The sequence below is a fragment of the Aeromonas sp. L_1B5_3 genome, from assembly GCF_963866575.1.
Taxonomy (GTDB): Bacteria; Pseudomonadota; Gammaproteobacteria; order Enterobacterales; family Aeromonadaceae; genus Aeromonas; species Aeromonas jandaei.
Genome location: NZ_CAWMDN010000110.1, coordinates 65,473 through 88,488, shown reverse-complemented (window position 1 = coordinate 88,488; position 23,016 = coordinate 65,473). Strand labels below are relative to the sequence as shown.

Sequence of the window (23,016 nt, the reverse complement as noted above, 5' to 3'; positions counted from 1 at the left end):
ATGGTTCCTCTCACTTTTTCTTTGCGGATCGGATGACACAACACCAACTCGCTGCTGAAGCCGCTCCCGCGGTTAGCGGTTCAGCGCGGGGACTTTCCCAGATAGCGCTCGACGATGGGCTTGATCCCGTCGCGCTTTTTGAGCTGATAGAGCCCCTTGTCAAACTGCTCGATAAAGCTCTTCTTGTAGGGAAAATCCCCCTTGCGACTGTAACCGAGAAAACCCTGCTCCCGACTGAGCACGGGCCCCTGTTTGAGCAACGAGATATCGGTCACCGCCAGCTGCTCCCCCTTGATCATGGCGAGCAGTTCATAGAGCAGAGAGAGACGATCATTGATAGTGCAATCCACCCGCCCCCGCACGATCTTGAGCAGGTTCTCCCGGTTGCTCTTCACCTCCTCCACATCGATTTTCTTCTCCTTCACCGCCTGCCAGAAGGCATCGCCGCCGACCGCAAAACCGGCATTCATGCCAAAACGCAAACCTTGATAGTCGAGCGGAAACCTTGCCTGCGGGGTATTGGCAGACACACTGGCGCCGCACACAACCACCAACTCTTCGTCGAGTAGCGGCTGGGAGTAGGGCCAGATATAGGGGCGAGTATCCGGCATATAGTAGGGAGGGAAAATGGCAAATGCGCTGCCCTGCTCCACCATGCTCAGACCGCGGCGCCATGGCATCGGTTTGAGCACCACCTCATAGTCGGGCATGGCGGAGGTTACCTCACGGATGATATCGGCATAGATCCCCCGCACCTCTTTGCCCTCCTGCCAGGAGTAGGGGGGATAGCTGGCATCCGCCACTATCTCCACCCGGGTTTTGGCCTGTGCCAGCAGGCAGAATCCCAGCAACAGATAAACACAGATACGCATTAACCAATCCTCTGACGCTCAATCTGCATCAAGCATAGTCAGCAGTCACCACCCATCGGATTGAATTGCGGCCTCACGGCAAACCCGCCAGAGCCATCGGGCAAGATGGCTAGAGGCTAGAGGCTAGAGGCTAGAGGCTAGAGGCTAGAGGCTAGAAAATGTTAATGAAATATTGCTTTCATCCTTTATGCTGGAGAGCAATTGCTCTGAATGGATACCTGCTCATGGATGTGCAACTGATCCTGCTCTACCTCTCTCCCCTCTTTCTGGTGTTTATCGGCTGGGAGATGGCCTATCTGCGCAAACATGGCGCAGCTTTTCCAACCGCCACCTACCAGTGGAAAGACCTGCTGGCCAACGCCGCGCTGGCCCTGATGCATCAGGGGGGCGATGCGCTGGCAGCCATCGCCATCGCTTATCTGTATGACACCCTCTGGGGCTGGCGACTGTTCGATATCGAGCTGAACTTCTGGAGCGTATTGCTGCTCTTCCTGCTGCAGGATCTCTGTTACTGGCTGTTCCACTTCACCAGCCACCATGTGCGCTGGCTGTGGGCCTCCCATGTCGTGCACCACAGTTCGGAGCGGCTCAATCTCTCTACCGCCTTTCGCCAGAGCCTGATGTATCCGGTCTCCGGCATGTGGCTGTTCTGGATCCCGATGATTCTCATCGGCTTCCCGCCCGAGGCGGTAGTGGCCACCGTGCTGCTCAGCCTGGGCTTCCAGTTTTTCGTCCACACCCAGGTGGTGGGCAAGCTCGGCTGGCTGGAGTTGATCTTCAACACCCCCTCCCACCACAGGGTGCACCACGCCAGCAACGCCAAATACATAGATCGCAACTTCGCCGGTGTGCTGATTATCTGGGATCGGCTGTTTGGTACTTTTGTAGAAGAAGATCCGGCCGAGCCGTGTCGCTTTGGCATCACCAAGCCGATCCACAGCTTCAACCCCCTCACCCTCACCTTCCACGAGTGGCGCGACATGCTGCATGACGCCCGTGGCCTGCCCTGGCGACAAAAACTCGCGGTGCTGTTTGGCAAACCGGCCGGGCCTGCCAGCCGCTGAGCCTTCTCCCCGGGTCACAACTCCCGGATAGCAAGTCCCTGATAACCAATCCCTGATAACAAAGAGAGCGCCACGGTGGCGCTCTCATTTATGGTCAGTCACCGCCTCGATGTCAGAGATGGGTGAACGACCAGACTGCTGGGATCAGGCTCAGCAAGGTCACTCCGGCCAACAGCCGTTCGCGACCGCTCAGGCAAAGGCCTGCACCCAGCTGACGGCGGCTGTAGAGAAACAGCAGCAGACCCGGCCCGTAGAGCAACAGCGACAGCAGCAGATACTCCACCCCGGCAGCATAAAGCAGCCAGAAGCCGTAACCGCTCGCCACCAGAGCCACCGCCCGCATCAGACCGCGGCCCTGCCCGCTCTCACCCTTCCTGCTGAACGAGAGCTTGAGCAAGAACAGGCCGATCAGCAGGTAGGGCACAAGGATCATCGAGGTGGAGATAAGCAGCAGGTTGGTGTAGCCCTTGCCGAGCAGCCATACCAGCAGCAGGCATGTCTGCACCGTCAGGCTGGTGAGCCAGAGCGATGCGATGGGTGTGCCGTTGCGGTTCTGGCGCCGGAAGATGGCAGGAAACGCGCCGTGGCGGGCTGCGCTGAAGGGCACCTCGGCCGAGAACAGGGTCCAGCTCACATAGGAGGCGAGCACAGAGACAATGAGGCCGACGCTGATCAGCAGCTTGCCCCAGGAGCCTGTCATCTGGGCCATCAGCCCTGCCATGGAGGGGTTGGGCAGGGCCGCGAGTTCAGGCCGACTCAATATTCCCAGCGCCAGCACCGAGATGAGCACATAGAGCAGCAGCGCCAGCACCACGCCGAGCACGGTGGCCGTGCCCACATCCCGCCGGTTTCTGGCGCGGGCCGACAACACCGCCGCCCCCTCGATGCCGGTAAAGACCCAGAGGGTAATCAACATGGTGTTGCGCACCTGTTCGGAGACCGGCACCGCCAGAGTGCTGCCCTGCTGATCCGCCGCGAAGGTGACCGGGTCGAACCAGTAGCAGGCGAACAGGATAAACAGCAGCAGCGGCAGGCTCTTGGCCAGAGTCGCCACCAGATTGAACAGCGCCGCCTGCTGCACGCCACGGGCCACCAGCAGGTGTACAGCCCAGAGGATGCAGGACTCGCCGACAAACGCCGCCAGGGTATTGCCGTCACCAAACCAGATCTGCTCGGGGGTATCGATAAAACTGCCCAGCGCCGCAAAGGCGATGACCAGATAACCCACCACACCGATGGTGGCGCAGAGCCAATAACCCCAGGCGGAGAAGAAGCCCACCAGATCGCCAAAACCGGCGCGGGCATAGCTGTAGATACCGCCGTCGAGATCCGGCCTTAACCGCAACAGATAGAGAAAACTCATGGCGAGCGCCACTATGCCCACCCCGGTCACGCCCCAGCCGATCAGCACGGCGCGGGCACCGGCCACCTCGGCCATGTTCTGAGGCAAGCTGAAGATGCCCGCCCCCACCATGGAGCTGAACACCAGCGCGGTGAGGGACCAGAGGCCTATTTTACTCTCTTTCATATGCTCTCCCTAGCGCAGCCGGCTGGCCAGTGCCTGAATATGCTCGGGGCCAATGCCGCAGCAACCACCGATAAGATTCGCCCCGGCCGCACGCCAGCGTTCGGCCCAGCCAAGGTAATCCAGCGGCCCCAGATCGGTGCGGATCTCGTCCAGCCCGTCGTTGGCGGTGGCCTCTTTGGGTTGCGGCGGGAAGGCGTTGGCATAGGCACCGAGGCGAATGTCGATGCGACCCAGCGCCTGCAATCGGGTGCGGGCAACCTCGAGGGCCCCTTCGATCACCTCGGGCTGACAGCAGTTGAACAGGATGGCATCAGCCCCGACCGCTACCAACGCAGTCACCGCATCGGCCACCCGCTCGCCGGAACGCAGTAGCGGCTCGTTGCCCGGCGCCTCATCTTCCAGGGTGAAAGAGACCCAGAACGGCTTGCCATCTTTTGGCAGCAGCGCTTTCAGGGCCAGTGGCTCGGCAATCAGGCTCATGGTCTCGGCCAGCCAGATATCCACATAAGGGGATAGCGTCCGGATAAGCGGGATAGCCAGCTCGCTCACCTTGTCCGCCTTGAACAGATCGGCACGGTAAGAGCCAAACAGCGGTGGTAGAGAACCCGCCACCTGCACGGCACCCTTCTGCTCGTCAGCCACCTCGCGGGCCAGTTGCCCAGCCAGCGCTGCCAGCCCCTCCCCATCGGCAAAGAAACGTTCATCGCCGATATGAAATGGCACCAATGCATAGCTGTTGGTGGTGATGACCCGGGCACCGCTCGCCACATAGGCCTGATGCACCTCGCGCACCGTCTCGGGGGCCTCCATCAGGGCCAGCGCCGACCACTCCGGCTGGCGAAACGGCGCCCCTCGCCGTGCCAGCTCGCGCCCCATGCCCCCATCCAGCACCCACAATTCCCTGGTTTCCATCTGTCGTGTCTCTTTGTTATTTGCGTATGTGTCTTGCTGATCTGCGGTTTCATGTTGAATCGCAACAGATCGTCCGGCTTCATCCGGGTGAAGTACCCGACAACATGGCCATAAAAACATATAGATGTTTAGATGGCCAAAGCAAGATAGAACAAAGTGCCACTGACGGCAATCCGTCGCAGCAGAAATCAGCATGCACACGGCGAGACAAACGCAGAAATGCAAAAGGCCACCCGAAGGTGGCCTTTGTGGCGATATGGTGAGCTGGCCGCTTAATGTCCGGCCAGTACCCGCTTGATCTGTTTCACCCAGTCGGATACCCGACCATCCTGCGGCAAGCGGCGCCAGATCTGCTCCCACTGGGCAGGGCTGAGCGGGCGGCCTAGACGACGCTGCACACCGGCATAGAGGTAGTCGTGCGCCGTGGTGGTGGCATGGGCAGAGGTGAGGAACTTGTAGACCGGATCGGTCAGCCGCACATCTCGCATACCAAGCAGCGGATAGTCATTCTTCACCGCCGCCAGCATGGTTTCACGCATGGCCGACTCGATGTAGCCACGGGCAAACAGGGCGGTCACCGACTCCAGCGATCCCTGCTCCGGCCCGTGATACTCCTCGTCAAACACCGGGCTGGGCTCAGCCACAGCGCTCTGCACCACCGCATCGGGATCCGGCTGCGGCACAACCACGGCGGGCTTTGGCGCCACCGGTTTGGCAGTTACGGTTGCCTTGCGCGGTGCACTCTGGCTGCAGGCGCCGAGTGCCAGAGCGAGCGCCACACAGGCGATCGCACGGGAATGAGACTGCATTTTCATGACTCCTGAAAGCTCCTTTTACGCATCCTGAGCAAGCTTGTCGGTAACGACGGCGGGTTCAATCCGGGTGACCAGCAGCTGATCGATCTTGTAGCTGTCGATATCCACCACTTCGAACTTGTAACCCGCATATTTGACCGAATCGGTCCGTTTGGGGATCTTGCGCAGCATGTACATGATAAAGCCGGCGATGGTCTCGTAGTTCTGATCGTCAGGGAACTCTTCGATATCGAAGGCTCGCATCACGTCGGAGATAGGGGTGACCCCGTCCACCAGCCAGGAGCTCTCGTCCCGCTGCACAATCTGCTCTTCCACCACGTGGGTGGCCCACTCGCCCATGACGGTACTCATCAGGTCGTTCATGGTGACGATACCCACCACCAGCGCGTACTCGTTCATCACCACGGCAAAGTCGCCTCTGTGGTTCTTGAAGTACTCCATCGCCTCGTAGAGGTTGAGGGTATCGGGAATGATGATGACGTTCTGCACCAGCGAGCCGCTATTGAGATCGATGCTCTGGCCACCGATGACGCGGATCAGCAGCTCTTTGGCATCGACAAAGCCCTTGATGCTGTCGAGGTTGTGGTCACAGACCAGAAACTTGTTGTGCGGGTGCTCGGCGATCTTGGCCTTGATGCTCTCCTCATCCTCTTGCAGGGTGAAGTAGATGAGGCTCTCGCGCGCGGTCATGGCGGAGGTCACGCCAAGGGACTGCAGCTCGAACACGTTCTCGATGAGCTGATGCTCCTCGCGCTGGATAACACCCGCTTCGGCACCGGCATCCATCACTGCATAGATATCATCCGAGGTGATCTCGTCGTTGCGCACGGTGGAGACCCGCATCAGACGGAACAGGGCGTTGGCCAGTCCGTTGAAGATCCACACCAGCGGCATCAGCACGGTGACAAAGAAGAGCATGGGACGCACCACCACCACGGCGATCTGCTCGGGCATGATCATGGCGAGGCGCTTGGGCATCAGGTCGGCGATCAGGATAAACATACCGGTGACGAACACGAAGGAGGCACCGGAGCTGATCTCGCCAAGCCAGGGGCCCTGATAGAACTCGGAGACGATCCCCTTGATGGCGGGGTTGAGGGCAGACTCACCCAGGATACCACCCAGAATGGCAACGGTATTGAGGCCAATCTGCACCACGGTAAAGAAATTGCCCGGCTGGGCCTGCAGTGCCAGCACCTTTTCGGCCTGACGATTGCCTTCATCAGCCATCACCTGCAATTTGATTTTGCGGGAGGCCGCGAGGGAAATCTCGGAGAGGGAGAAGAACACACTGCCGCCAACCAGCAGCATCAGAAAGAACAAACTATCGGCAAAACTCATGATTAACCTAATTGCTACGCCCGCCTTAGCACAAGACGGCAAACTGGGCCCGGGAGACCGGACCATGAGTCCATCCGGGACTCACACAGGGGGAGTATTCTATCAGAAAACAGCCAGTTGGGGGCTTTATCTTACTCCGACCAGTTATGCAACAAAAAAGGCGCCTGACGCGCCTTTTTATTCACTTTCCGCTTAGCCCTTGCCCAGCAGGGTACCCAGATCGTCCGCCTTGGTGTGGCGCACGTCCTTGCCCTTGACGTAGTAGACGATGTACTCGCAGATGTGCTGGCAGCGATCGCCGACCCGCTCGATGGCCCGCGCCGCCCACAGCACGTTGAGCACCTGCGGTATGGTGCGGGGATCTTCCATCATGTAGGTCATCAGCTCGCGGATGATGGACTCGTACTCGCGGTCTACCTTGTCATCTTCCTTGTAGACCGCCAGCGCCGCGTCCAGATCCATCCGGGCGAAGGCATCGAGCACATCGTGCAGCATCTTGATGGTACGGCGGCCCATGTTCTCCAGTGACACCAGCGGCGGCTGCGGCTTGTTGGCGTTGTCGGTCAGCATGCGGGCGATCTTGTCCGCCACATCGCCAATGCGCTCAAGATCGGTGATGGTCTTGATGATGGCCATCACCAGTCGCAGGTCGGAGGCGGTCGGCTGGCGCTTGGCGATGATACGGGTGCACTCCTCGTCGATCGCCACTTCCATGGCATTAACCTTGTGGTCATTGGCCACAATCTTGCGCGCCGCTTCCAGATCCTGATCGTGGATCGCCGCGATGGCGTCGGTGAGCTGCTGCTCCACCATGCCACCCATCACCAGCACCTGGTTGCGCACACTCTCGAGCTCGGCATTGAACTGACCGGAGATATGTTTATTGAGGTTCATATTGTCCATACAAATAGTCCTTGATGCTCCGATTATGCCTTAGCCGTTGAATTGACTGCCAATCTGTTTGTAGTGGTTCATCCTCTCCTCTCCTTAACCGTAGCGACCGGTGATGTAGTCTTCGGTCTTCTTCTTGGCCGGGGTGGTGAAGATGGTGTTGGTATCCGAGTACTCGATCAGCTCGCCCATGTACATGAAGGCAGTCTGATCCGATACCCGTGCCGCCTGCTGCATGTTGTGGGTCACGATCACCACGGTGAACTGGCTCTTGAGCTCGTTGATCAACTCCTCGATGGTGAGGGTTGAAATCGGGTCGAGCGCCGAGGTCGGTTCATCGAGCAGCAGCACTTCCGGCTCGATGGCGATGGCACGGGCAATCACCAGACGCTGCTGCTGACCGCCGGAGAGACCGAAGGCGTTGTCGTGCAGACGATCCTTCACCTCATCCCACAGCGCCGCGCCGCGCAGGGAGCGCTCGGCGGCATCGTCCAGGGTGCGGCGATCGTTGATCCCCTGCAGACGCAGGCCATAGACCACGTTCTCGTAGATGGACTTGGGGAAGGGGTTGGGGCGCTGGAACACCATGCCCACCCGACGACGCAGGGCGGAAACATCGACGCTCTTGTCATAGATGTTTTGACCGTGCAGCTGGATCTCGCCATCGATGCGGCAAATTTCCACCAGATCGTTCATCCGGTTGATACAGCGCAGCAGGGTCGATTTACCGCAGCCGGAGGGGCCGATAAAGGCGGTCACCTGACCTTTGGGGATCTTCATGTTGACGTTGAACAGCGCCTGTTTGCTGCCGTAGTACAGGTTGAGATCCTTCACCTCCAGCGCGGTCTGCTCCGGGCTCAGGTTGAGCAGGTCGGTCGCGGTATGCTGGGTCGCGGCGGTCGTTACGTTGATCATCTGTTACCTCAAAATCTGTCGGTGGCGGCGGGCAATCTCATCGCCCGCGGCCGGAACGCTTGGCTGGCAGGGAACCTGTCCCCTGCCCGTCTCTGTGGTGGCTGGCCTATCAATGTTCCAGCGACCGGAATTTCTCGCGCAGGTGGTTGCGAATACCGATAGCCGTCAGGTTGAGGCCGACGATCACCGTCACCAGCAGGAAGGAGGTGGCGTAGACCAGAGGACGCGCCGCCTCGACGTTGGGGCTCTGGAAGCCGACGTCATAGATGTGGAAGCCCAGGTGCATGAACTTGCGCTCCACATGCAGATACGGGAAGTTGCCATCCATCGGCAGGGTCGGCGCCAGTTTCACCACCCCCACCAGCATCAGCGGCGCCACTTCACCGGCCGCACGGGCAATTGCCAGAATAAGGCCGGTCATGATGGCCGGGCTCGCCATCGGCAGCACGATGCGCCACAGGGTCTCGGCCTGGGTAGCCCCCAGCGCCAGCGAGCCCTGACGGATGGTGCTCGGGATCCGCGCCAGCCCCTCTTCGGTGGAGACGATCACCACCGGCAGGGTCAGGATGGCTAGGGTCAGCGCCGACCAGATCACGCCGGGTGAGCCAAAGGTCGGGCTCGGCAGCGCTTCCGGATAGAAGAGGCGGTCGATGCTGCCCCCCAGGGTATAGACGAAGAAGCCCAGACCAAACACGCCGTAAACGATGGAGGGCACGCCCGCCAGGTTGATCACCGCGATGCGGATGAGTTTGGTCAGGCTGTTCTTGCCCGCATACTCGTGCAGGTAGACCGCCGCAATCACGCCGAGCGGGGTGACGATGATCGCCATCAGGAACACCATGAAGACGGTGCCGAAGATGGCCGGGAATACTCCGCCCTCGGTGTTGGCTTCACGGGGATCGTCGGAGACAAACTTGCCGATCTGGTGGAACCAGTAACCCACCTTGGCCAGCAGGCTCATGTCGTTGGGCCACACCACATCCAGTACCTTGGACATCGGCATGGTCACCAGCTCACCACGCATATCCTTGACGGTGATGCTGTCTCGGTCAGCCTGACTGCGCAGGGAGAAGAGCTCCTTCTCCAGCACCTGATAGCGATCGTTGAGAGCCTGACGCTCGCTCGCCAGCTGGGCTTTGAGCTGATCGGTCAGGTTATTCTCAAGCTCGGCCTTGCGCTCCTTGAGGCGCAGCCGCTCCAGCTGATAGTTGATGCTGCCGATGTCCCCTTTTTGCAGGTCGTTCGCCTGTTCGGAGAGTCCATTGGCCCGCGCCAGCACCCGCTGCAGGGCGGCGTGCAGATCCGTGGTGATCTGGCGCCCATCCTCTTTGACCGAACTGATGTAGCCGTAGAAGTTGCCGTTGGTGGCGCGCTCAATCATGGCGAGCTCGACCGGCTGACTCTGTGACTTGATGTCGGTCTCCAGCACCCAGCGGAAGTCCAGATCGACAAACTCGCGGTTGCCGGTCTTGACCAGATAGCGGGTCAGCAGCTCGCGCTCCTCCCCCTTGAGCGGCAGGCCTGCGGCGCGCAGGCGCTCCACCGGCACCAGCTCGCGATCGTTGATCTCGCCGATCAGCACGCTCTTGTTGCCGTTCGCATCTTCCAGCTGCCACTCATAGATGGGGTGCGGCCAGAAGTAGACCAGACCACGCCAGCCGATGAGCAGCAACAGCCCCAGTACCGCGACCAGACTCAGGCTGACGGCGCCGCCGGTCATCCAGATCCACGGGGCCCCTGATTTAAACCACTTACCCATTGTCATTCCTTGGTCCTTACAGAGAGCTGTATTTTTCACGCAACCGCTGACGGATGAACTCGGCCAGGGTGTTGAACAAGAAGGTGAACACGAACAGGACGAAGGCTGCGAGGAACAGCACCCGGTAGTGGGAGCTGCCCACTTCCGACTCCGGCATCTCTACCGCAATGTTGGCGGCGAGAGTACGCAGCCCCTGGAACATGGAGAAGTCCATGATGGGGGTGTTGCCGGTGGCCATCAGCACGATCATGGTCTCGCCCACGGCGCGGCCAAGGCCCATCATCACCGCCGAGAAAATACCCGGGCTGGCGGTGAGGATCACCACCCGGCTCAGGGTCTGCCACGGGGTGGCACCGAGGGCCAGCGAGCCCTGGGTCAGGTGCTTGGGCACCGAGAATACCGCGTCTTCTGCGATGGAGAAGATGGTCGGAATGACTGCAAAGCCCATGGCGATACCGACCACCAGCGAGTTGCGCTGGTCAAACTTGATGCCCATGTCGTGGGTCAGCCAGATGCGCGAATCACCGTGCATAAAGGCATTCTCGATGAGCGGGCTTAGCGCGAACGCCCCCCAACCGATGAAGAGCAGCACCGGAATAAGCAGGATGGCGTGCCACCCCTCCGGCAGCCAGGTGCGGCTGCGCTCCGGCAGGTAGTTCCACACCAGCGCAGTCAGCAGCATTCCCGCCGGCAGCAAAATAAGCAGCAGCACCACGCCAGGCAGAGAGCCTTCGATGATGGGCGCCAGCCAGAGACCCGCCAGGAAGCCGAGGATAACGGTCGGCAGGGCCGCCATGATCTCGACGGTCGGTTTGACATATTTGCGCAGCCCCGCCGACATGAAATAGGCGGTGTAGATGGCGCCCGCAACACCGAGCGGCACCGCAAACACCATGGCATAGAAGGAGGCTTTCAGGGTACCGAATACCAGCGGCACCAAGCTCAGCTTGGCTTCAAAGTCGTTGCTGGCGGAGGTGGATTGCCACACATACTGGGGCTCGGGATACCCTTCGTACCACACCTGTTGCCAGAGGGCAGACCAGGTCACCTCGGGGTGCTCGTTCTCCACCGCAAACAGCTTGAACGCATCGCCCTGCTGGGTCAGCAGCAGGTTGTGGCGCGGCGAAATGGCCAGCGCAGAGAAGGCGCCGCCATCGACATGCTCGCTCAGCAGCTTGGTCTCGCCGGTGGCATGGAAGAAGCTGACGGTGCCATCCTTGTCGGCACTGATGAAGCCCTTGCGAAAGTGCTCCGGGGTCAGCTGCGCCACGGCGCCATCACCCTTGAAGTCACGGATCTGGGTGAACTGGCGTTTGCCATCCTTTGCCACTTCAAACCACTGGGAAATGACGCCATTGTCGTTGCCCACCAGCAGGGAAGAGGCGCCGGAGAGCAGCTCGACCCGGGTCACGTTGGCATTGGGGGCGTTGATCTCCAGCACGTTACGCACCGAGATATCGCTCAGGTTCTGGATGTCGTAGACAGAGAGGCGGTTGCCCTCGCGCACGAACAGGATGCGCAGGTTGGGGGTGAGCAGCATCTGATCCACATGGCGCGGCAGGGAGGGAATGGTGTAGTTCTGGGCACTCCACTCAATCTCGCCGGAGAGGAAGTTCTCCTCACCGCTCATCACCGTCATCACGCCACGACCATCTTCGGTCACGGCGGCAGCGGCCATCTTGTCCTTGGTGGCTTCAAACACCATGGTCTTGAGCGCCTTGCCCTCGGGATCCACTACCACCGGCTCTTCGCCGAAGGGGTACTGGAGGCTGGGCTCAATGACGCGCACATCGTTGGGATAGGAGACCTTGAAGGAGGGCTGTACCACCTGTGCCTTGCCGTCGGCAAAGCCGTAGGCGATCAGCTTCTGACCCGGTGCGGGCGGCGCCACGGCAGTGACGTCACCGGCTACCTCAGCCTGACCGAGGGATTGACCGACCTTGATCTTGCCATCGCCCTGCACGGCGAAGAAGTTGACCTGCCCGTTGTCGCTGAAGCGATAACCGATCTCGTTCTGCTCCTCCACCCCGAGCCAGGCGGTCTTGCCGCTTGTCGGCAGGGTAAACGAGGCGGTCGGCTCCATCGTGGCGCCATTGAAAATGGGCTTCACCACATAGAGCAGGTAAAAGAAGATAAGCAGGAGCGCCACCAGCACCAGCGCCCCACCCGTGGTGACGCCGTACTTGGCCAATTTGTCCTTGATGCGGCGTTTTCGACTCCCCGCCATACCCAGGTGTAACGATTCCGATGACATGCAAAACCTCAATGTAAGCTAGGCTTGGCGGCATTATATGGCGGTTGCATGACAGTTTTGTTACACCCGCCACCTTAAATAAGCAGGATAAACAGGGGCACGGAATACAAGGTGAGATTGGTAATTCAGGCTGAATAACTGGTTGTTTTTCAACTGGTTATAAAAATGGCAAGCGGCGGGTTAGCGCATCCCGCCGCCGACCGGCTCAGGCGGAGGCCTCACCCGATTGTTGCAGCGCCAGTTTGGCCGCCTTTTTCTCGGCGCGGCGCCGCTTGAAGAAATCGGAGAGCTGGGTCGAGCAGGCCTCGGCCAGCACGCCAGCGGTCAGCTCGACCCTGTGGTTGTGACGCGGGTCCTGCAAGATCCCGAACACCGACCCCGCCGCCCCCGTTTTGAGATCCCGGGCGCCAAAGACCACCCGCTTGACCCGGCTATGGATGAGGGCACCGGCACACATGCAGCAGGGCTCCAGCGTCACATAGAGGGTGGTGTCGAGCAGGCGGTAGTTCTCCAGCCGGCTACCTGCCGCGCGGATGGCCATCACTTCGGCATGGGCACAGGCATCGTGCTCGCTGATGGAGCGGTTCCACCCCTCCCCCACGATCTCGTCACCCAGCACCAGTACGGCCCCAACCGGGATCTCGCCGATCCCCTCGGCACGACCCGCCAGAGCCATGGCGTGGCGCATCCACTTCTCATCCGTTGCGGCCTGTTCCGGCGCATCGGCCCCCTCTGCTGGTTTCACGGCCATGCCTCTCTGTCTGTTCAATCTCTGCATTGGTATTCCATAATTCCACACCTTTCAGCCGACATCATGAATATCTTGCATGAATAGTGGCTGCTGCGGGGCGGCGATTATGCCAAAACTCCCTCCTCCACCCAAGCCGCATCTTGGCTGCGCAATAAAGAAGCAGTCGGCATCTCTATGATAAAAAAGGAGTTGCACCCATGAGTGCAGATCATTAGACTTCCTCCCCGTCAGCTCAGACTGACCTTGTCGGCGTGTAGCGCAGCCAGGTAGCGCACTGTCATGGGGTGTCAGGGGTCGGAGGTTCAAATCCTCTCACGCCGACCATCATTCCCCGAAAATAGCCCAGTCAAACGACTGGGCTATTTTTTTGCTCCCGTTTTTGCTCTGACCAGCCTTCCCTTTCCCGGCCTTTTGCCCGATTCAACCCGCGCCATCATCGCCAGGAACAAAAAATGTACAGGATCGCTTGAATCTTTTTGATGCGCTCATTAATATGCGCAACTTTCCGCCGGTATCAAGACAGGGAGGTGGAGGCACAAGTGAAGGGATCACTGGCCGGCTTGCATTCAACACGGGAGCAAGCATGAACCAGACCACCGATTTCACCCCGCTCATTCCGCTCTACCCTGTTCCTCACGACACCTCCTGCACCCCGCAGGGTGAAGAGGAAGAGTTGGTCATCCAGCTGGATGTCATCGATCTGGCCGAACCTGACGATGACTACTGAGCCCGTCTGCGGGCGATTTCTCCCTCTCTTTGCCTGCTTTTTTCCCTGCTTTTCCCCGTCTTATGCCTCTTGAGACGTACCGCCTTAAAAAAACGACAAACCACTACCAAAACATGATTACACAGTTTAATTGACTGCTGTTTAACCACCACTCCCCGCCCGGTTGATCCCCATCAGCTGATACAAACCTACGTTATTGCGCTCCACTTTCAATGCAGCAAGCCGTCAGCGCCAACAGAGCCCTGCGAAAGCCAGACAGTTTTAAACGAACGTTCACTATCCAGCATCAACGCCATCAGCCTATTGATTGAAATATTTAAACGCACTTCATACAGCTGTTTTTCAAAAGCCTGGAGTAAGGTCGGGATTTGTTTTTGCATTTGTAATTTTATTACGTAATAAGTTACGAATCACATGACAAGAAGGGTGACCGGACGAGCCATCGCCCGGACAGAAAAACCAGGAGCATAACCATCTGTGTAGAGCTTTTATACCAATCCAATAACTCAATTAAAAACATCAACTTAAACATCGACCCCAAACAGGCGTTTTAAAAAAAATGTTGACGTAATCGACAATATTTCGCACCTTATCAATCGTGTTATCCCGTTGTTGCGGGAACGTTTCAGGAACAGGGATTCGACTTTAGTCGTAGTTAGTAAGTTCAAAATGTAATTCTCAAAGGAGTGAACCTTATGTCGGCACCGGCTCAGACCCACTGTAGCGCCCGCCTTCGCATCCAGGGCGAGATGCTGCCCGAATACGCGCAAATTCTGACGCCGGACGCGGTGGCGCTGGTCTCCGAACTGGTGGAACGTTTTGCTCCCCAAAGAGGGGAATTGCTGAAACAACGTGTGGCACGTCAGGCCCGTATCGATGGTGGCGAGCTGCCGGACTTCCTGCCGGAAACCGCCCACATCCGTGAAGGTGACTGGGCCATTCGCGGCATTCCCGCCGATCTGCAAGACCGCCGTGTGGAGATCACCGGCCCGGTCGAGCGCAAGATGGTGATCAACGCCCTCAACGCCAACGTTAAAGTATTCATGGCGGACTTCGAGGACTCACTGGCCCCCGCCTGGAACAAGGTGATCGAGGGCCAAATCAACCTGCGCGATGCAGTCAACGAGACCATCTCTTACACCAGTCCGGAAGGAAAGGCCTACACCCTGAACCCCAATCCGGCGGTGCTCATCTGCCGGGTGCGTGGTCTGCACCTGCCGGAAAAACATGTCACTTTCGATGGCGAGCCCATCCCAGGCGGCCTGTTCGATTTTGCCCTCTACTTCCTGCACAACTATCAGGCGCTGCTGGCCAAAGGCTCCGGCCCCTACTTCTATGTACCCAAGCTGCAGAGCCATCTGGAAGGACGCTGGTGGAGCGAGGTATTCGCCTGGACCGAGGACAAGTTCGGCCTGCCCCGCGGCACCATCAAGGCCACCGTGCTGATTGAAACCCTGCCAGCCGTGTTCGAGATGGATGAGCTGCTCTATCAGATGAAGGATCACATCGTTGCGCTGAACTGCGGCCGCTGGGACTACATCTTCAGCTACATCAAGACCTTGAAGAATCATCCGGATCGCGTCCTGCCGGACCGCCAGGTGGTAACCATGGACAAGCCGTTCCTCTCCGCCTACTCGCGGCTGCTGATCAAGACCTGTCACAAGCGCGGTGCGCTGGCGATGGGTGGCATGGCCGCCTTTATTCCAGCCAAGGACGCAGCCGTCAACGAGCAGGTCTTCGCCAAGGTCAAGGCCGACAAGGAGCGCGAAGCCAATAACGGCCACGATGGCACCTGGGTGGCCCACCCTGGCCTCGCCGATACCGCCATGGCGGTATTCAACGCCACCATTGCGGCTGGCGCCAAGAACCAGATCGGCGTGCTGCGCGAGCAGGATGCCCCCATCACAGCCGCCGACCTGCTGGCCCCCTGTGAGGGCGAGCGCACCGAGGCCGGCATGCGCACCAATATCCGGGTCGCCCTGCAATATCTGGAAGCCTGGATCAACGGTAACGGCTGCGTGCCCATCTACGGTCTGATGGAAGATGCCGCCACAGCCGAGATCTCCCGTACCTCCATCTGGCAGTGGATCCGCCACGGCAAGAGCCTGTCGAACGGCAAGGTGGTGACCAAGGATCTGTTCCGCCAGATGCTGGCCGAGGAGCAGGAGGTGGTCAAAGCCGAAGTGGGTGCCGAGCGCTGGCAGGCGGGTCGCTTTGCCGAGGCGAGCGACCTGATGGAAGAGATCACCTGCGCCGATACTCTGATCGATTTTCTGACGCTGCCCGGTTACGAGCGGCTCTGAACTCCGGGCCCCGGGCGGGGCTCGCCAATAACAAGTCAATGGAAACGTGAAATCAATGAAAGAGGGAACTGATATGGCACTGACCCGTGAGCAACAGATCCAGGCTATCGAGAAAGACTGGGCGGAAAACCCCCGCTGGAAAGGGATCAAGCGCGGCTACAGCGCCGAAGATGTGGTAAACCTGCGCGGCAGCTTGCAGCCGGTACACACCCTGGCCCAGCGCGGTGCCGACAAGCTGTGGGGTCTGATCCACGGCGACGCCAAGAAAGGCTACGTCAACTGCCTCGGCGCCCTGACCGGTGGTCAGGCGGTGCAGCAGGCCAAGGCGGGGATCGAGGCGATCTACCTCTCCGGCTGGCAGGTGGCGGCGGACAACAACTTGTCCTCCACCATGTATCCGGATCAGTCCCTCTACCCGGCCAACTCGGTGCCGTCCGTGGTGGAGCGCATCAACAACTCCTTCGCCCGTGCCGACCAGATCCAGTGGGCCAACAAGGTCGGGCCGCAGGATGAGGGCTTTATCGACTACTTCCTGCCCATCGTGGCCGATGCGGAAGCCGGGTTCGGCGGCGTGCTGAACGCCTTCGAACTGATGAAGGGAATGATTGAAGCAGGTGCCGCCGGTGTCCACTTCGAAGATCAGCTGGCATCAGTCAAGAAGTGCGGCCACATGGGCGGCAAGGTACTGGTACCGACTCAGGAAGCGGTGCAGAAGCTGGTTGCCGCCCGTCTGGCAGCCGATGTGTGTGGCACCACTACCCTGGTGATAGCCCGTACCGACGCCAACGCCGCTGACCTGTTGACCACCGACGCTGACCCGTACGATGCAGACTTCCTGACTGGCGAGCGCACAGCCGAAGGGTTCTACAAGGTTCGTGCCGGTATCGATCAGGCCATCGCTCGCGGTCTTGCTTACGCCCCCTACGCCGACATGGTGTGGTGTGAAACCGCCAAACCGGATCTGGACGAAGCGCGCAAGTTTGCCGAAGCGATCAAGGCCAAGTTCCCGGATCGCATCCTGGCCTACAACTGCTCCCCGAGCTTCAACTGGAAGAAGAATCTGGACGATGCCACCATCGCCCGCTTCCAGCAAGAGCTCTCCGACATGGGCTACAAGTACCAGTTCATCACCCTCGCGGGTATCCACAACATGTGGTTCCACATGTACGAACTGGCCTATCAATACGCCCGTGGCGAAGGGATGAAGCACTACGTCGAGATGGTGCAGGAGCCGGAATTTGCAGCCGCCAGCCGTGGCTACACCTTCGTGGCACACCAGCAGGAGGTCGGTACCGGTTACTTCGACAAGGTAACCACCGTCATTCAGGGTGGCCAATCCTCGGTCACCGCGCTGACCGGCTCCACCGAAGAAGATCAGTTCCACTGATAGGCAGAGCCCCCTTGAGATAGCAAAACCCCGGCCTGAAGCCGGGGTTTCTTTTTATCTGCCACTCAAACGAAAGTCAGGTGCACAACCGCACACCGCTGAGAGGATCAGAGCTCGAGGATCTCTTTGACAAAGGGAATAGTGAGCTTGCGCTTGGCGCGAAATGAGGCGTTGTCGAGCTGATTGAGAGTGGTAAGCAGAGTGCGCATATCGCGCGAGAGGCGGTTGAGCAGGAAGCGGCCCACATCGATGGGCAGTTTGAAGCCCCGCAGCTCGGCACGCAGTTGCAGGGCACTGAGCTTGCCTTCATCATCCAGCTCTTCGAGATGGAAACTCACCCCCCAGTCAAGGCGCGAGGCGAGATCCGGCAGCTGCAGCCCCAGCTTACGCGGCGCGCTGCAGCCGGTGACGATCAGCGTCCCTTCCCCTTTCTCCTGCCAGCGATTGTAAAAATCAAACAGCGCCCGCTCCCAAACGGCATTGCCGGCGATGGCCTCAATGCTGTCGAGGCAGACCAGCGGCAGGCTTTCGAGGGCATCAAGCATGCTGGGGTCGAGCTGTTCAAACTGATCGAGGGAGAGATAGGCCGCCGCTGCATCGCGGGCATTGACCTCGGCACAGGTGGCATGGAGCAGATGGGAGCGCCCGGAGCCCTTGGCTCCCCAGAAATAGAGGAAAGGCGACCCCTGACCGATGGCCGCATTCTTGAGGGCGGTGATCAGATGAGCATTGGTGCCGGGATAAAAACTGACGAAGGTTTCATCATCCGGTAGTTGTACGGCTAGGGACAGTTGGGCCGGTTGCTTCACTCGTTGGGCTTTGACTGTGACATTTGTGGCTAAGTGTACCATCGCAATGGCAGATAGAGAACCGCCCGGACAAGCCGGGCGGTAGACAAAAGCCTTGTGAAATCAGGGCTGCGACCATTGGTAACGCAGATTGCTGCCATTATCATCAACCTTGTGCAAGCGGCTCTCCAGCTGCAGGGCGCGCACCAACTCGCTCTGATCCCCCTGCAGGGTGAAGTTGAAGGTGACCTGATTGCCTTCCAGCTTGCCGATCTCCACCTTGCTGACGTTGGCCATCCCCTGCAGCATCTTCTGCACGGAGATCATGCTGTCCACATCGGATAGGCCATCCACCACCAGGGTCTGACTGGTTGCCGGCCCCGAGATGCGGGCGCCGTAGTTTTTCACCAGCCAAGTCGCCAGGGTATCGGCAAGCCCTTGCGCCACTTCGGCCTGGGTACCCGTGGTGTTGCCTCGGGTCAGTTCGGCCACTTCACCAGCGGCCTTGGGACCGTAAAGTCCCCAGTCGATGCTCCACTTGTCCCCTTCCGGGGTCAGCTTGCCCAGCACCACCATCTCGGCGCCATAGCGCTGGCTCGCCTTGAGGATGGGATCGGCAAAACGGCCCCACACGTCGGTGGCACTGACCGCCATGTTGTCGTCGAGATCCATCAGGGGAATGCTGACTGGCAGCCCCAGCGCCAGGGTCTGTTCGCGCAGTGCCTGTGCCCAGCCATCGGTAGACTGGTCTGCCAGCAGATGGCGCTCACCCTGATCCACCGCCAGCCAGAGGGCCATCTGAGGACGAGCCGGACCAAGCAGGGCGAATTTGCTCTCGGAGACCAGGCTGTTGACCTTGTCGCTCTTGAACTCGGCCTTCAGATACTTGACCGAATCAACATCCTGATAGCCATAGCTCTTTACATAGTCACCCGGCGCAGCCAGCGCCTTGACCACGGCAGGCTGGGTCAGAATATCCCGCTTGCCGGTCACCTTGATCAACACCTCGCCCAGCGCCTGACCCTGAGCAGCCACCATGTCGCCGGTGGTCGGGGCCTTGCCCTGATAGAGGTCGGTCACCTGAGCGGCCGAGGCAATGAATGACAAGCCGCAGCAGAGGGCGGTCACAACACGTTTGAACATGAACAGAGTCTCGAAATGGGAGTTGGTGCTTATGGTAGCGGCAAGGCGCGTCCTGCGGCAAGGCTGGGACAAAGGCCATAAACAGCGAAGCCGGCAGGACGCCGGCTCCGTCAGCCACCTCGGCAGAGGCGGCGTATCACAGCAACTTACTTGGTACCGAAGATCTTGTCGCCGGCATCGCCCAGACCCGGCACGATGTAGCCTTTCTCGTTCAGGCCCTGATCGATGGAGGCACAGAACAGCTCCACATCCGGGTGAGCGGCTTCCAGCGCCTTGATGCCTTCCGGCGCGGCAACCAGCACCAGCACCTTGATGGACTGGCAGCCTTTCTTTTTCAGCAGATCGATGGTAGCGATCATGGAGCCACCGGTGGCCAGCATGGGGTCGATGACCAGCGCCAGACGCTCTTCGATGTTGCTGACGATCTTCTCGAAGTAGGGAACCGGCTGCAGGGTCTCTTCATCGCGGTAGATACCGACCACGCTGACGCGGGCACTCGGCATGTGCTCCAGCACGCCATCCATCATGCCAAGGCCGGCACGCAGGATCGGTACGACGGTTACCTTCTTGCCCTTGATCTGGTCAACTTCTACTGGCCCATTCCAGCCATCGATGATAACCTTCTCGGTTTCGAAGTCAGAGGTAGCTTCATAGGTCAACAAACTGCCCACTTCTTTGGCCAGTTCACGGAAACGCTTGGTGCTGATATCACCTTCACGCATCAGACCAATCTTGTGTTTGACCAGGGGGTGTTTGACTTCAACGACTTTCATTATTATCTCCTCTAACCTGCCGCAAAAAAATCGCGGAATCATACAACAAAAGCCGCCGCTTGTAGAGCAGTTTTGCGCAAAAACGCGCAAACGATTTCCTTTCTGGTTTTTCGCCGCCACTGGTAGAATACGCCCCGAATTTTACCCTCCACTTCTCACATGACGGGGACTACTCGTGACTGACAAAACCTCACTGAGCTACAAGGATGCTGGCGTGGATATCGATGCCGGCAATGCACTGGTTGAACGTATCAAGGGCGTGTCAAAGCGCACTCGTCGTCCTGAAGTCCTTGGTGGTCTTGGCGGCTTTGGGGCCTTGTGTCAAATCCCTGCGGGCTACAAGGAGCCGGTGCTGGTCTCCGGCACCGACGGTGTGGGCACCAAGCTGCGCCTCGCCATCGATCTGAAAAAACATGACACAGTGGGTATCGATCTGGTGGCCATGTGCGTCAACGACCTGATCGTACAGGGTGCCGAGCCCCTCTTCTTCCTCGACTACTACGCTACCGGCAAGCTGGATGTGGACACCGCGGCCGCAGTGGTCACCGGGATCGGTGCCGGCTGCGAGAAGTCCGGCTGCGCTCTGGTGGGCGGCGAAACCGCCGAGATGCCGGGCATGTATGAAGGGGAAGACTACGATATCGCCGGTTTCTGCGTCGGCGTGGTGGAGAAGAGCGAGATCATCGACGGCAGCAAGGTTGCTGAGGGTGACGCCCTGATCGCGCTGGCTGCCAGCGGCCCCCACTCCAACGGTTTCTCCCTGATCCGTAAAATTCTGGAAGTCTCCAAAGCCGACGTGCATCAGCCGCTGGGTGACACCACCCTGGCCAACGCCCTGCTGGAGCCGACCCGTATCTATGTGAAACCTGTGCTCAAGCTCATCAAGGAGTGCGAGATCCACGCTCTCTCCCACATCACCGGTGGCGGCTTCTGGGAGAACATCCCGCGCGTGCTGCCCACCAACACTCAGGCTGTTATCGATGAGCAGAGCTGGCAGTGGCCAGCAGTGTTCAGCTGGCTGCAGCAGGCTGGCAACGTCACCCGCCACGAGATGTATCGCACCTTCAACTGCGGCGTCGGCATGATCATCGCCCTGCCTGCCCATCAGCTGGAGAAGGCGCTGACCCTGCTCAAAGCCGAGGGTGAGAACGCATGGCACATCGGTCATGTGGCCAAGGCGGCCGATGGTGAGGAGCAGGTCGTCATCAAATGATGCGGATCCTCGTCCTTATCTCCGGCAACGGCAGCAATCTGCAGGCAGTCCTCGACCACTGCGCCAGCGGCAAGATTGCCGGTGAGGTGGTCGGCGTTATCAGCAACAAGGCCGATGCCTATGGCCTGATCCGCGCACAAGAGGCAGGGGTGGCTACCGCCACCCTCAGCCAGCAGCAGTTTGCCAGTCGGGAGGAGTATGACGCCGCCCTGCTGGCGCTGATGGCTGACTATCAGCCGGATCTGGTGGTACTGGCCGGCTTTATGCGCATATTGAGCCCGCAACTGGTGCGCCACTTCGCCGGACGGATGATCAATATCCACCCCTCCCTGCTGCCGAAATATCAGGGGCTGCACACCCACCAGCGCGCTATTGATGCTGGTGACAGCGAGCATGGCGCCAGCGTTCACTTCGTGACCGAAGAGCTCGACGGTGGCCCGGTGATCCTGCAGGCCAGCGTGCCCATCTTCGAAGGCGATGAGGCCGATGAGGTGGCAGCACGGGTACAGGTGCAGGAGCACAGCATCTACCCGCTGGTGGTGCAGTGGTTCTGTGAAGGGCGCTTGCAGATGCGAGAAGGATCTGCCTTTCTCGATGGCAAGCAACTTGGCCCAGCAGGCTATGCCTGCGAGTAACCGCTAACCACAGCAAGCAAAATACAACAAGGGAGGCCCAGGCCTCCCTTGTCATTTCCATAGATCAACGCAATGACCACGTTCATCTCCGATGACGCCGCTACACGGCTAATCAGACCGGATTGTCGATATCGATAAAGGTGACATCCAACCCGTGCACGGTCGCCAGCCACTCTCCCAGCGCCTTGACGCCGTAACGTTCGGTGGCGTGATGGCCAGCAGCGTAGAAGTGCATCCCCATCTCGCGGGCGGTGTGGATGGTCTGTTCGGAAGCCTCGCCAGAGATAAAGGCATCGATGCCCTGCTCCGCCGCCAGATTGATGTAGCTCTGACCGCCGCCGGTGCACCAGGCCACGGAACGGATCAGCTCGGGGCCGCTGTCGCCACAGTGGAGCGGCTCACGACCGAGACGCTCGGCAATCAGTTTGGCAAAATCGCTGCCGCTCATCGGCTCTTCCAGCTTGCCCACCATGGCGACGCTCTTGCTGTTCCACGGCTCCAGACCGCGACGCACCTTGATATCGAGCAGCTTTGCGAGCTGGGCGTTATTGCCCACCTCGGGATGGACATCCAGTGGCAGGTGGTAGGCAAACAGGTTGATATCGTGGGCCAGCAGGGTCTTGATGCGGCGCTGCTTCATACCGGTGATCTGGGCCGGCTCACCGCTCCAGAAGTAGCCGTGGTGAACCAGAATGGCATCGGCATCGGCAGCCACGGCAGCATCTATGAGGGCTTGACTGGCGGTCACGCCGGTCACCACCTTGCGAATGCGCTCGCGCCCCTCGACTTGCAGACCATTGGGACAGTAATCCTTGATGGCGTGGGGCTCAAGCAGGTGGTTGAGTACGGTTTCCAATTTTCGATGAGAGATCATAAGGGTCCCTTTATAACGGCGCGATTCCCTGTTTTACCAATAAAAACAAGGCCCCGGCTCAAAACGCCAAG

The 23,016-nt window shown here is 59.5% G+C and carries 21 protein-coding genes and 1 tRNA gene; 7 read left to right on the top strand and 15 right to left on the bottom strand.

The window, feature by feature from the left end; genetic code table 11:
• Positions 1-80: 80 nt before the first annotated feature.
• On the bottom strand, positions 81-872 hold the full coding sequence (locus AACR93_RS09255) for a substrate-binding periplasmic protein (RefSeq protein ID WP_043850571.1): 792 nt from the start codon (positions 870-872) through the stop codon (positions 81-83).
• A 224-nt stretch (positions 873-1,096) separates the two neighbouring features.
• Here AACR93_RS09255 and AACR93_RS09250 point away from each other — a divergent pair, with 224 nt between their 5' ends.
• A complete protein-coding gene (locus tag AACR93_RS09250; protein WP_043850570.1) occupies positions 1,097-1,936 on the top strand; it encodes a sterol desaturase family protein in 840 nt (279 codons plus the stop codon).
• A gap of 112 nt (positions 1,937-2,048) precedes the next feature.
• On the opposite strand, the gene AACR93_RS09245 is transcribed toward AACR93_RS09250, so the two are convergent.
• From AACR93_RS09245 to tadA, 9 genes are all read right to left on the bottom strand, one after another.
• Positions 2,049-3,464, bottom strand: a complete 1,416-nt coding sequence (locus tag AACR93_RS09245; protein WP_043850569.1) for a basic amino acid/polyamine antiporter — start codon at positions 3,462-3,464, stop codon at positions 2,049-2,051.
• A gap of 9 nt (positions 3,465-3,473) precedes the next feature.
• A complete protein-coding gene (locus AACR93_RS09240) occupies positions 3,474-4,376 on the bottom strand; it encodes a homocysteine S-methyltransferase family protein (protein ID WP_043850568.1) in 903 nt (300 codons plus the stop codon).
• 272 nt (positions 4,377-4,648) lie between these two features.
• Positions 4,649-5,191, bottom strand: coding sequence for a hypothetical protein (locus AACR93_RS09235; RefSeq protein ID WP_042033358.1), 543 nt, complete (start codon positions 5,189-5,191; stop codon positions 4,649-4,651).
• An 18-nt stretch (positions 5,192-5,209) separates the two neighbouring features.
• Positions 5,210-6,532: a hemolysin family protein gene (locus tag AACR93_RS09230; protein WP_041209873.1), complete on the bottom strand. Its 1,323-nt coding sequence runs from the start codon at positions 6,530-6,532 to the stop codon at positions 5,210-5,212.
• 192 nt (positions 6,533-6,724) lie between these two features.
• Positions 6,725-7,435 carry a phosphate signaling complex protein PhoU gene (gene phoU, locus AACR93_RS09225; RefSeq protein ID WP_033114383.1) on the bottom strand — a complete coding sequence of 237 codons (711 nt, stop codon included), beginning with the start codon at positions 7,433-7,435 and terminating at the stop codon, positions 6,725-6,727.
• Positions 7,436-7,519: 84 nt separating this feature from the next.
• Positions 7,520-8,338, bottom strand: a complete 819-nt coding sequence (gene pstB / locus AACR93_RS09220; protein WP_033114382.1) for a phosphate ABC transporter ATP-binding protein PstB — start codon at positions 8,336-8,338, stop codon at positions 7,520-7,522.
• A 109-nt stretch (positions 8,339-8,447) separates the two neighbouring features.
• On the bottom strand, positions 8,448-10,097 hold the full coding sequence (gene pstA / locus AACR93_RS09215; RefSeq protein WP_043850567.1) for a phosphate ABC transporter permease PstA: 1,650 nt from the start codon (positions 10,095-10,097) through the stop codon (positions 8,448-8,450).
• A gap of 16 nt (positions 10,098-10,113) precedes the next feature.
• Positions 10,114-12,351: an ABC transporter permease subunit gene (locus tag AACR93_RS09210; RefSeq protein WP_033114380.1), complete on the bottom strand. Its 2,238-nt coding sequence runs from the start codon at positions 12,349-12,351 to the stop codon at positions 10,114-10,116.
• A gap of 205 nt (positions 12,352-12,556) precedes the next feature.
• The gene (gene tadA / locus AACR93_RS09205) at positions 12,557-13,039 is read right to left on the bottom strand and encodes a tRNA adenosine(34) deaminase TadA (protein WP_231556916.1); all 483 of its coding nucleotides are present in this window, start codon (positions 13,037-13,039) and stop codon (positions 12,557-12,559) included.
• Between the two features lie 310 nt (positions 13,040-13,349).
• Here tadA and AACR93_RS09200 point away from each other — a divergent pair.
• Positions 13,350-13,426 (top strand) — tRNA-Pro (locus tag AACR93_RS09200).
• A gap of 259 nt (positions 13,427-13,685) precedes the next feature.
• Positions 13,686-13,829 carry a hypothetical protein gene (locus AACR93_RS09195; RefSeq protein ID WP_167334755.1) on the top strand — a complete coding sequence of 48 codons (144 nt, stop codon included), beginning with the start codon at positions 13,686-13,688 and terminating at the stop codon, positions 13,827-13,829.
• A 209-nt stretch (positions 13,830-14,038) separates the two neighbouring features.
• On the opposite strand, the gene AACR93_RS09190 is transcribed toward AACR93_RS09195, so the two are convergent.
• Positions 14,039-14,209 carry a hypothetical protein gene (locus tag AACR93_RS09190; RefSeq protein ID WP_156152926.1) on the bottom strand — a complete coding sequence of 57 codons (171 nt, stop codon included), beginning with the start codon at positions 14,207-14,209 and terminating at the stop codon, positions 14,039-14,041.
• A 315-nt stretch (positions 14,210-14,524) separates the two neighbouring features.
• Between AACR93_RS09190 and aceB the strand changes: the two genes are divergently transcribed.
• Positions 14,525-16,132, top strand: coding sequence for a malate synthase A (gene aceB, locus AACR93_RS09185; RefSeq protein WP_043850565.1), 1,608 nt, complete (start codon positions 14,525-14,527; stop codon positions 16,130-16,132).
• A gap of 73 nt (positions 16,133-16,205) precedes the next feature.
• Positions 16,206-17,519, top strand: a complete 1,314-nt coding sequence (gene aceA, locus AACR93_RS09180; RefSeq protein WP_005344572.1) for an isocitrate lyase — start codon at positions 16,206-16,208, stop codon at positions 17,517-17,519.
• A gap of 107 nt (positions 17,520-17,626) precedes the next feature.
• Here aceA and hda read toward each other — a convergent pair whose 3' ends face one another.
• The 3 genes from hda to upp form a co-directional block, all read right to left on the bottom strand.
• Entirely contained in the window at positions 17,627-18,328 is a 702-nt protein-coding gene (gene hda, locus AACR93_RS09175) for a DnaA inactivator Hda (RefSeq protein WP_033114378.1), read from the bottom strand.
• 102 nt (positions 18,329-18,430) lie between these two features.
• Positions 18,431-19,450 carry a DUF2066 domain-containing protein gene (locus AACR93_RS09170; protein ID WP_043850564.1) on the bottom strand — a complete coding sequence of 340 codons (1,020 nt, stop codon included), beginning with the start codon at positions 19,448-19,450 and terminating at the stop codon, positions 18,431-18,433.
• Between the two features lie 146 nt (positions 19,451-19,596).
• Positions 19,597-20,223: a uracil phosphoribosyltransferase gene (gene upp / locus AACR93_RS09165; protein ID WP_033114376.1), complete on the bottom strand. Its 627-nt coding sequence runs from the start codon at positions 20,221-20,223 to the stop codon at positions 19,597-19,599.
• A gap of 175 nt (positions 20,224-20,398) precedes the next feature.
• Here upp and purM point away from each other — a divergent pair, with 175 nt between their 5' ends.
• Positions 20,399-21,436 carry a phosphoribosylformylglycinamidine cyclo-ligase gene (gene purM, locus AACR93_RS09160; protein WP_043850563.1) on the top strand — a complete coding sequence of 346 codons (1,038 nt, stop codon included), beginning with the start codon at positions 20,399-20,401 and terminating at the stop codon, positions 21,434-21,436.
• The gene (gene purN, locus AACR93_RS09155; protein WP_043850562.1) at positions 21,433-22,071 is read left to right on the top strand and encodes a phosphoribosylglycinamide formyltransferase; all 639 of its coding nucleotides are present in this window, start codon (positions 21,433-21,435) and stop codon (positions 22,069-22,071) included. Before purM ends, purN begins: the two co-directional genes overlap by 4 nt.
• Before the next feature lie 112 nt (positions 22,072-22,183).
• Here purN and AACR93_RS09150 read toward each other — a convergent pair whose 3' ends face one another.
• Complete coding sequence (locus tag AACR93_RS09150) at positions 22,184-22,945, bottom strand: Nif3-like dinuclear metal center hexameric protein (protein WP_042033345.1); 762 nt, start codon at positions 22,943-22,945, stop codon at positions 22,184-22,186.
• Positions 22,946-23,016 lie beyond the last annotated feature (71 nt).

Bases quoted from the DNA above. Each gene is read 5' to 3' on its own strand.
- AACR93_RS09255 (WP_043850571.1), bottom strand. From the start codon at position 872: ATGCGTATCTGTGTTTATCTGTTGCTGGGATTCTGCCTGCTGGCACAG.
- AACR93_RS09250 (WP_043850570.1), top strand. From the start codon at position 1,097: ATGGATGTGCAACTGATCCTGCTCTACCTCTCTCCCCTCTTTCTGGTG.
- AACR93_RS09245 (WP_043850569.1), bottom strand. From the start codon at position 3,464: ATGAAAGAGAGTAAAATAGGCCTCTGGTCCCTCACCGCGCTGGTGTTC.
- AACR93_RS09240 (WP_043850568.1), bottom strand. From the start codon at position 4,376: ATGGAAACCAGGGAATTGTGGGTGCTGGATGGGGGCATGGGGCGCGAG.
- AACR93_RS09235 (WP_042033358.1), bottom strand. From the start codon at position 5,191: ATGAAAATGCAGTCTCATTCCCGTGCGATCGCCTGTGTGGCGCTCGCT.
- AACR93_RS09230 (WP_041209873.1), bottom strand. From the start codon at position 6,532: ATGAGTTTTGCCGATAGTTTGTTCTTTCTGATGCTGCTGGTTGGCGGC.
- phoU (WP_033114383.1), bottom strand. From the start codon at position 7,435: ATGGACAATATGAACCTCAATAAACATATCTCCGGTCAGTTCAATGCC.
- pstB (WP_033114382.1), bottom strand. From the start codon at position 8,338: ATGATCAACGTAACGACCGCCGCGACCCAGCATACCGCGACCGACCTG.
- pstA (WP_043850567.1), bottom strand. From the start codon at position 10,097: ATGGGTAAGTGGTTTAAATCAGGGGCCCCGTGGATCTGGATGACCGGC.
- AACR93_RS09210 (WP_033114380.1), bottom strand. From the start codon at position 12,351: ATGTCATCGGAATCGTTACACCTGGGTATGGCGGGGAGTCGAAAACGC.
- tadA (WP_231556916.1), bottom strand. From the start codon at position 13,039: ATGCGCCACGCCATGGCTCTGGCGGGTCGTGCCGAGGGGATCGGCGAG.
- AACR93_RS09195 (WP_167334755.1), top strand. From the start codon at position 13,686: ATGAACCAGACCACCGATTTCACCCCGCTCATTCCGCTCTACCCTGTT.
- AACR93_RS09190 (WP_156152926.1), bottom strand. From the start codon at position 14,209: ATGCAAAAACAAATCCCGACCTTACTCCAGGCTTTTGAAAAACAGCTG.
- aceB (WP_043850565.1), top strand. From the start codon at position 14,525: ATGTCGGCACCGGCTCAGACCCACTGTAGCGCCCGCCTTCGCATCCAG.
- aceA (WP_005344572.1), top strand. From the start codon at position 16,206: ATGGCACTGACCCGTGAGCAACAGATCCAGGCTATCGAGAAAGACTGG.
- AACR93_RS09170 (WP_043850564.1), bottom strand. From the start codon at position 19,450: ATGTTCAAACGTGTTGTGACCGCCCTCTGCTGCGGCTTGTCATTCATT.
- upp (WP_033114376.1), bottom strand. From the start codon at position 20,223: ATGAAAGTCGTTGAAGTCAAACACCCCCTGGTCAAACACAAGATTGGT.
- purN (WP_043850562.1), top strand. From the start codon at position 21,433: ATGATGCGGATCCTCGTCCTTATCTCCGGCAACGGCAGCAATCTGCAG.
- AACR93_RS09150 (WP_042033345.1), bottom strand. From the start codon at position 22,945: ATGATCTCTCATCGAAAATTGGAAACCGTACTCAACCACCTGCTTGAG.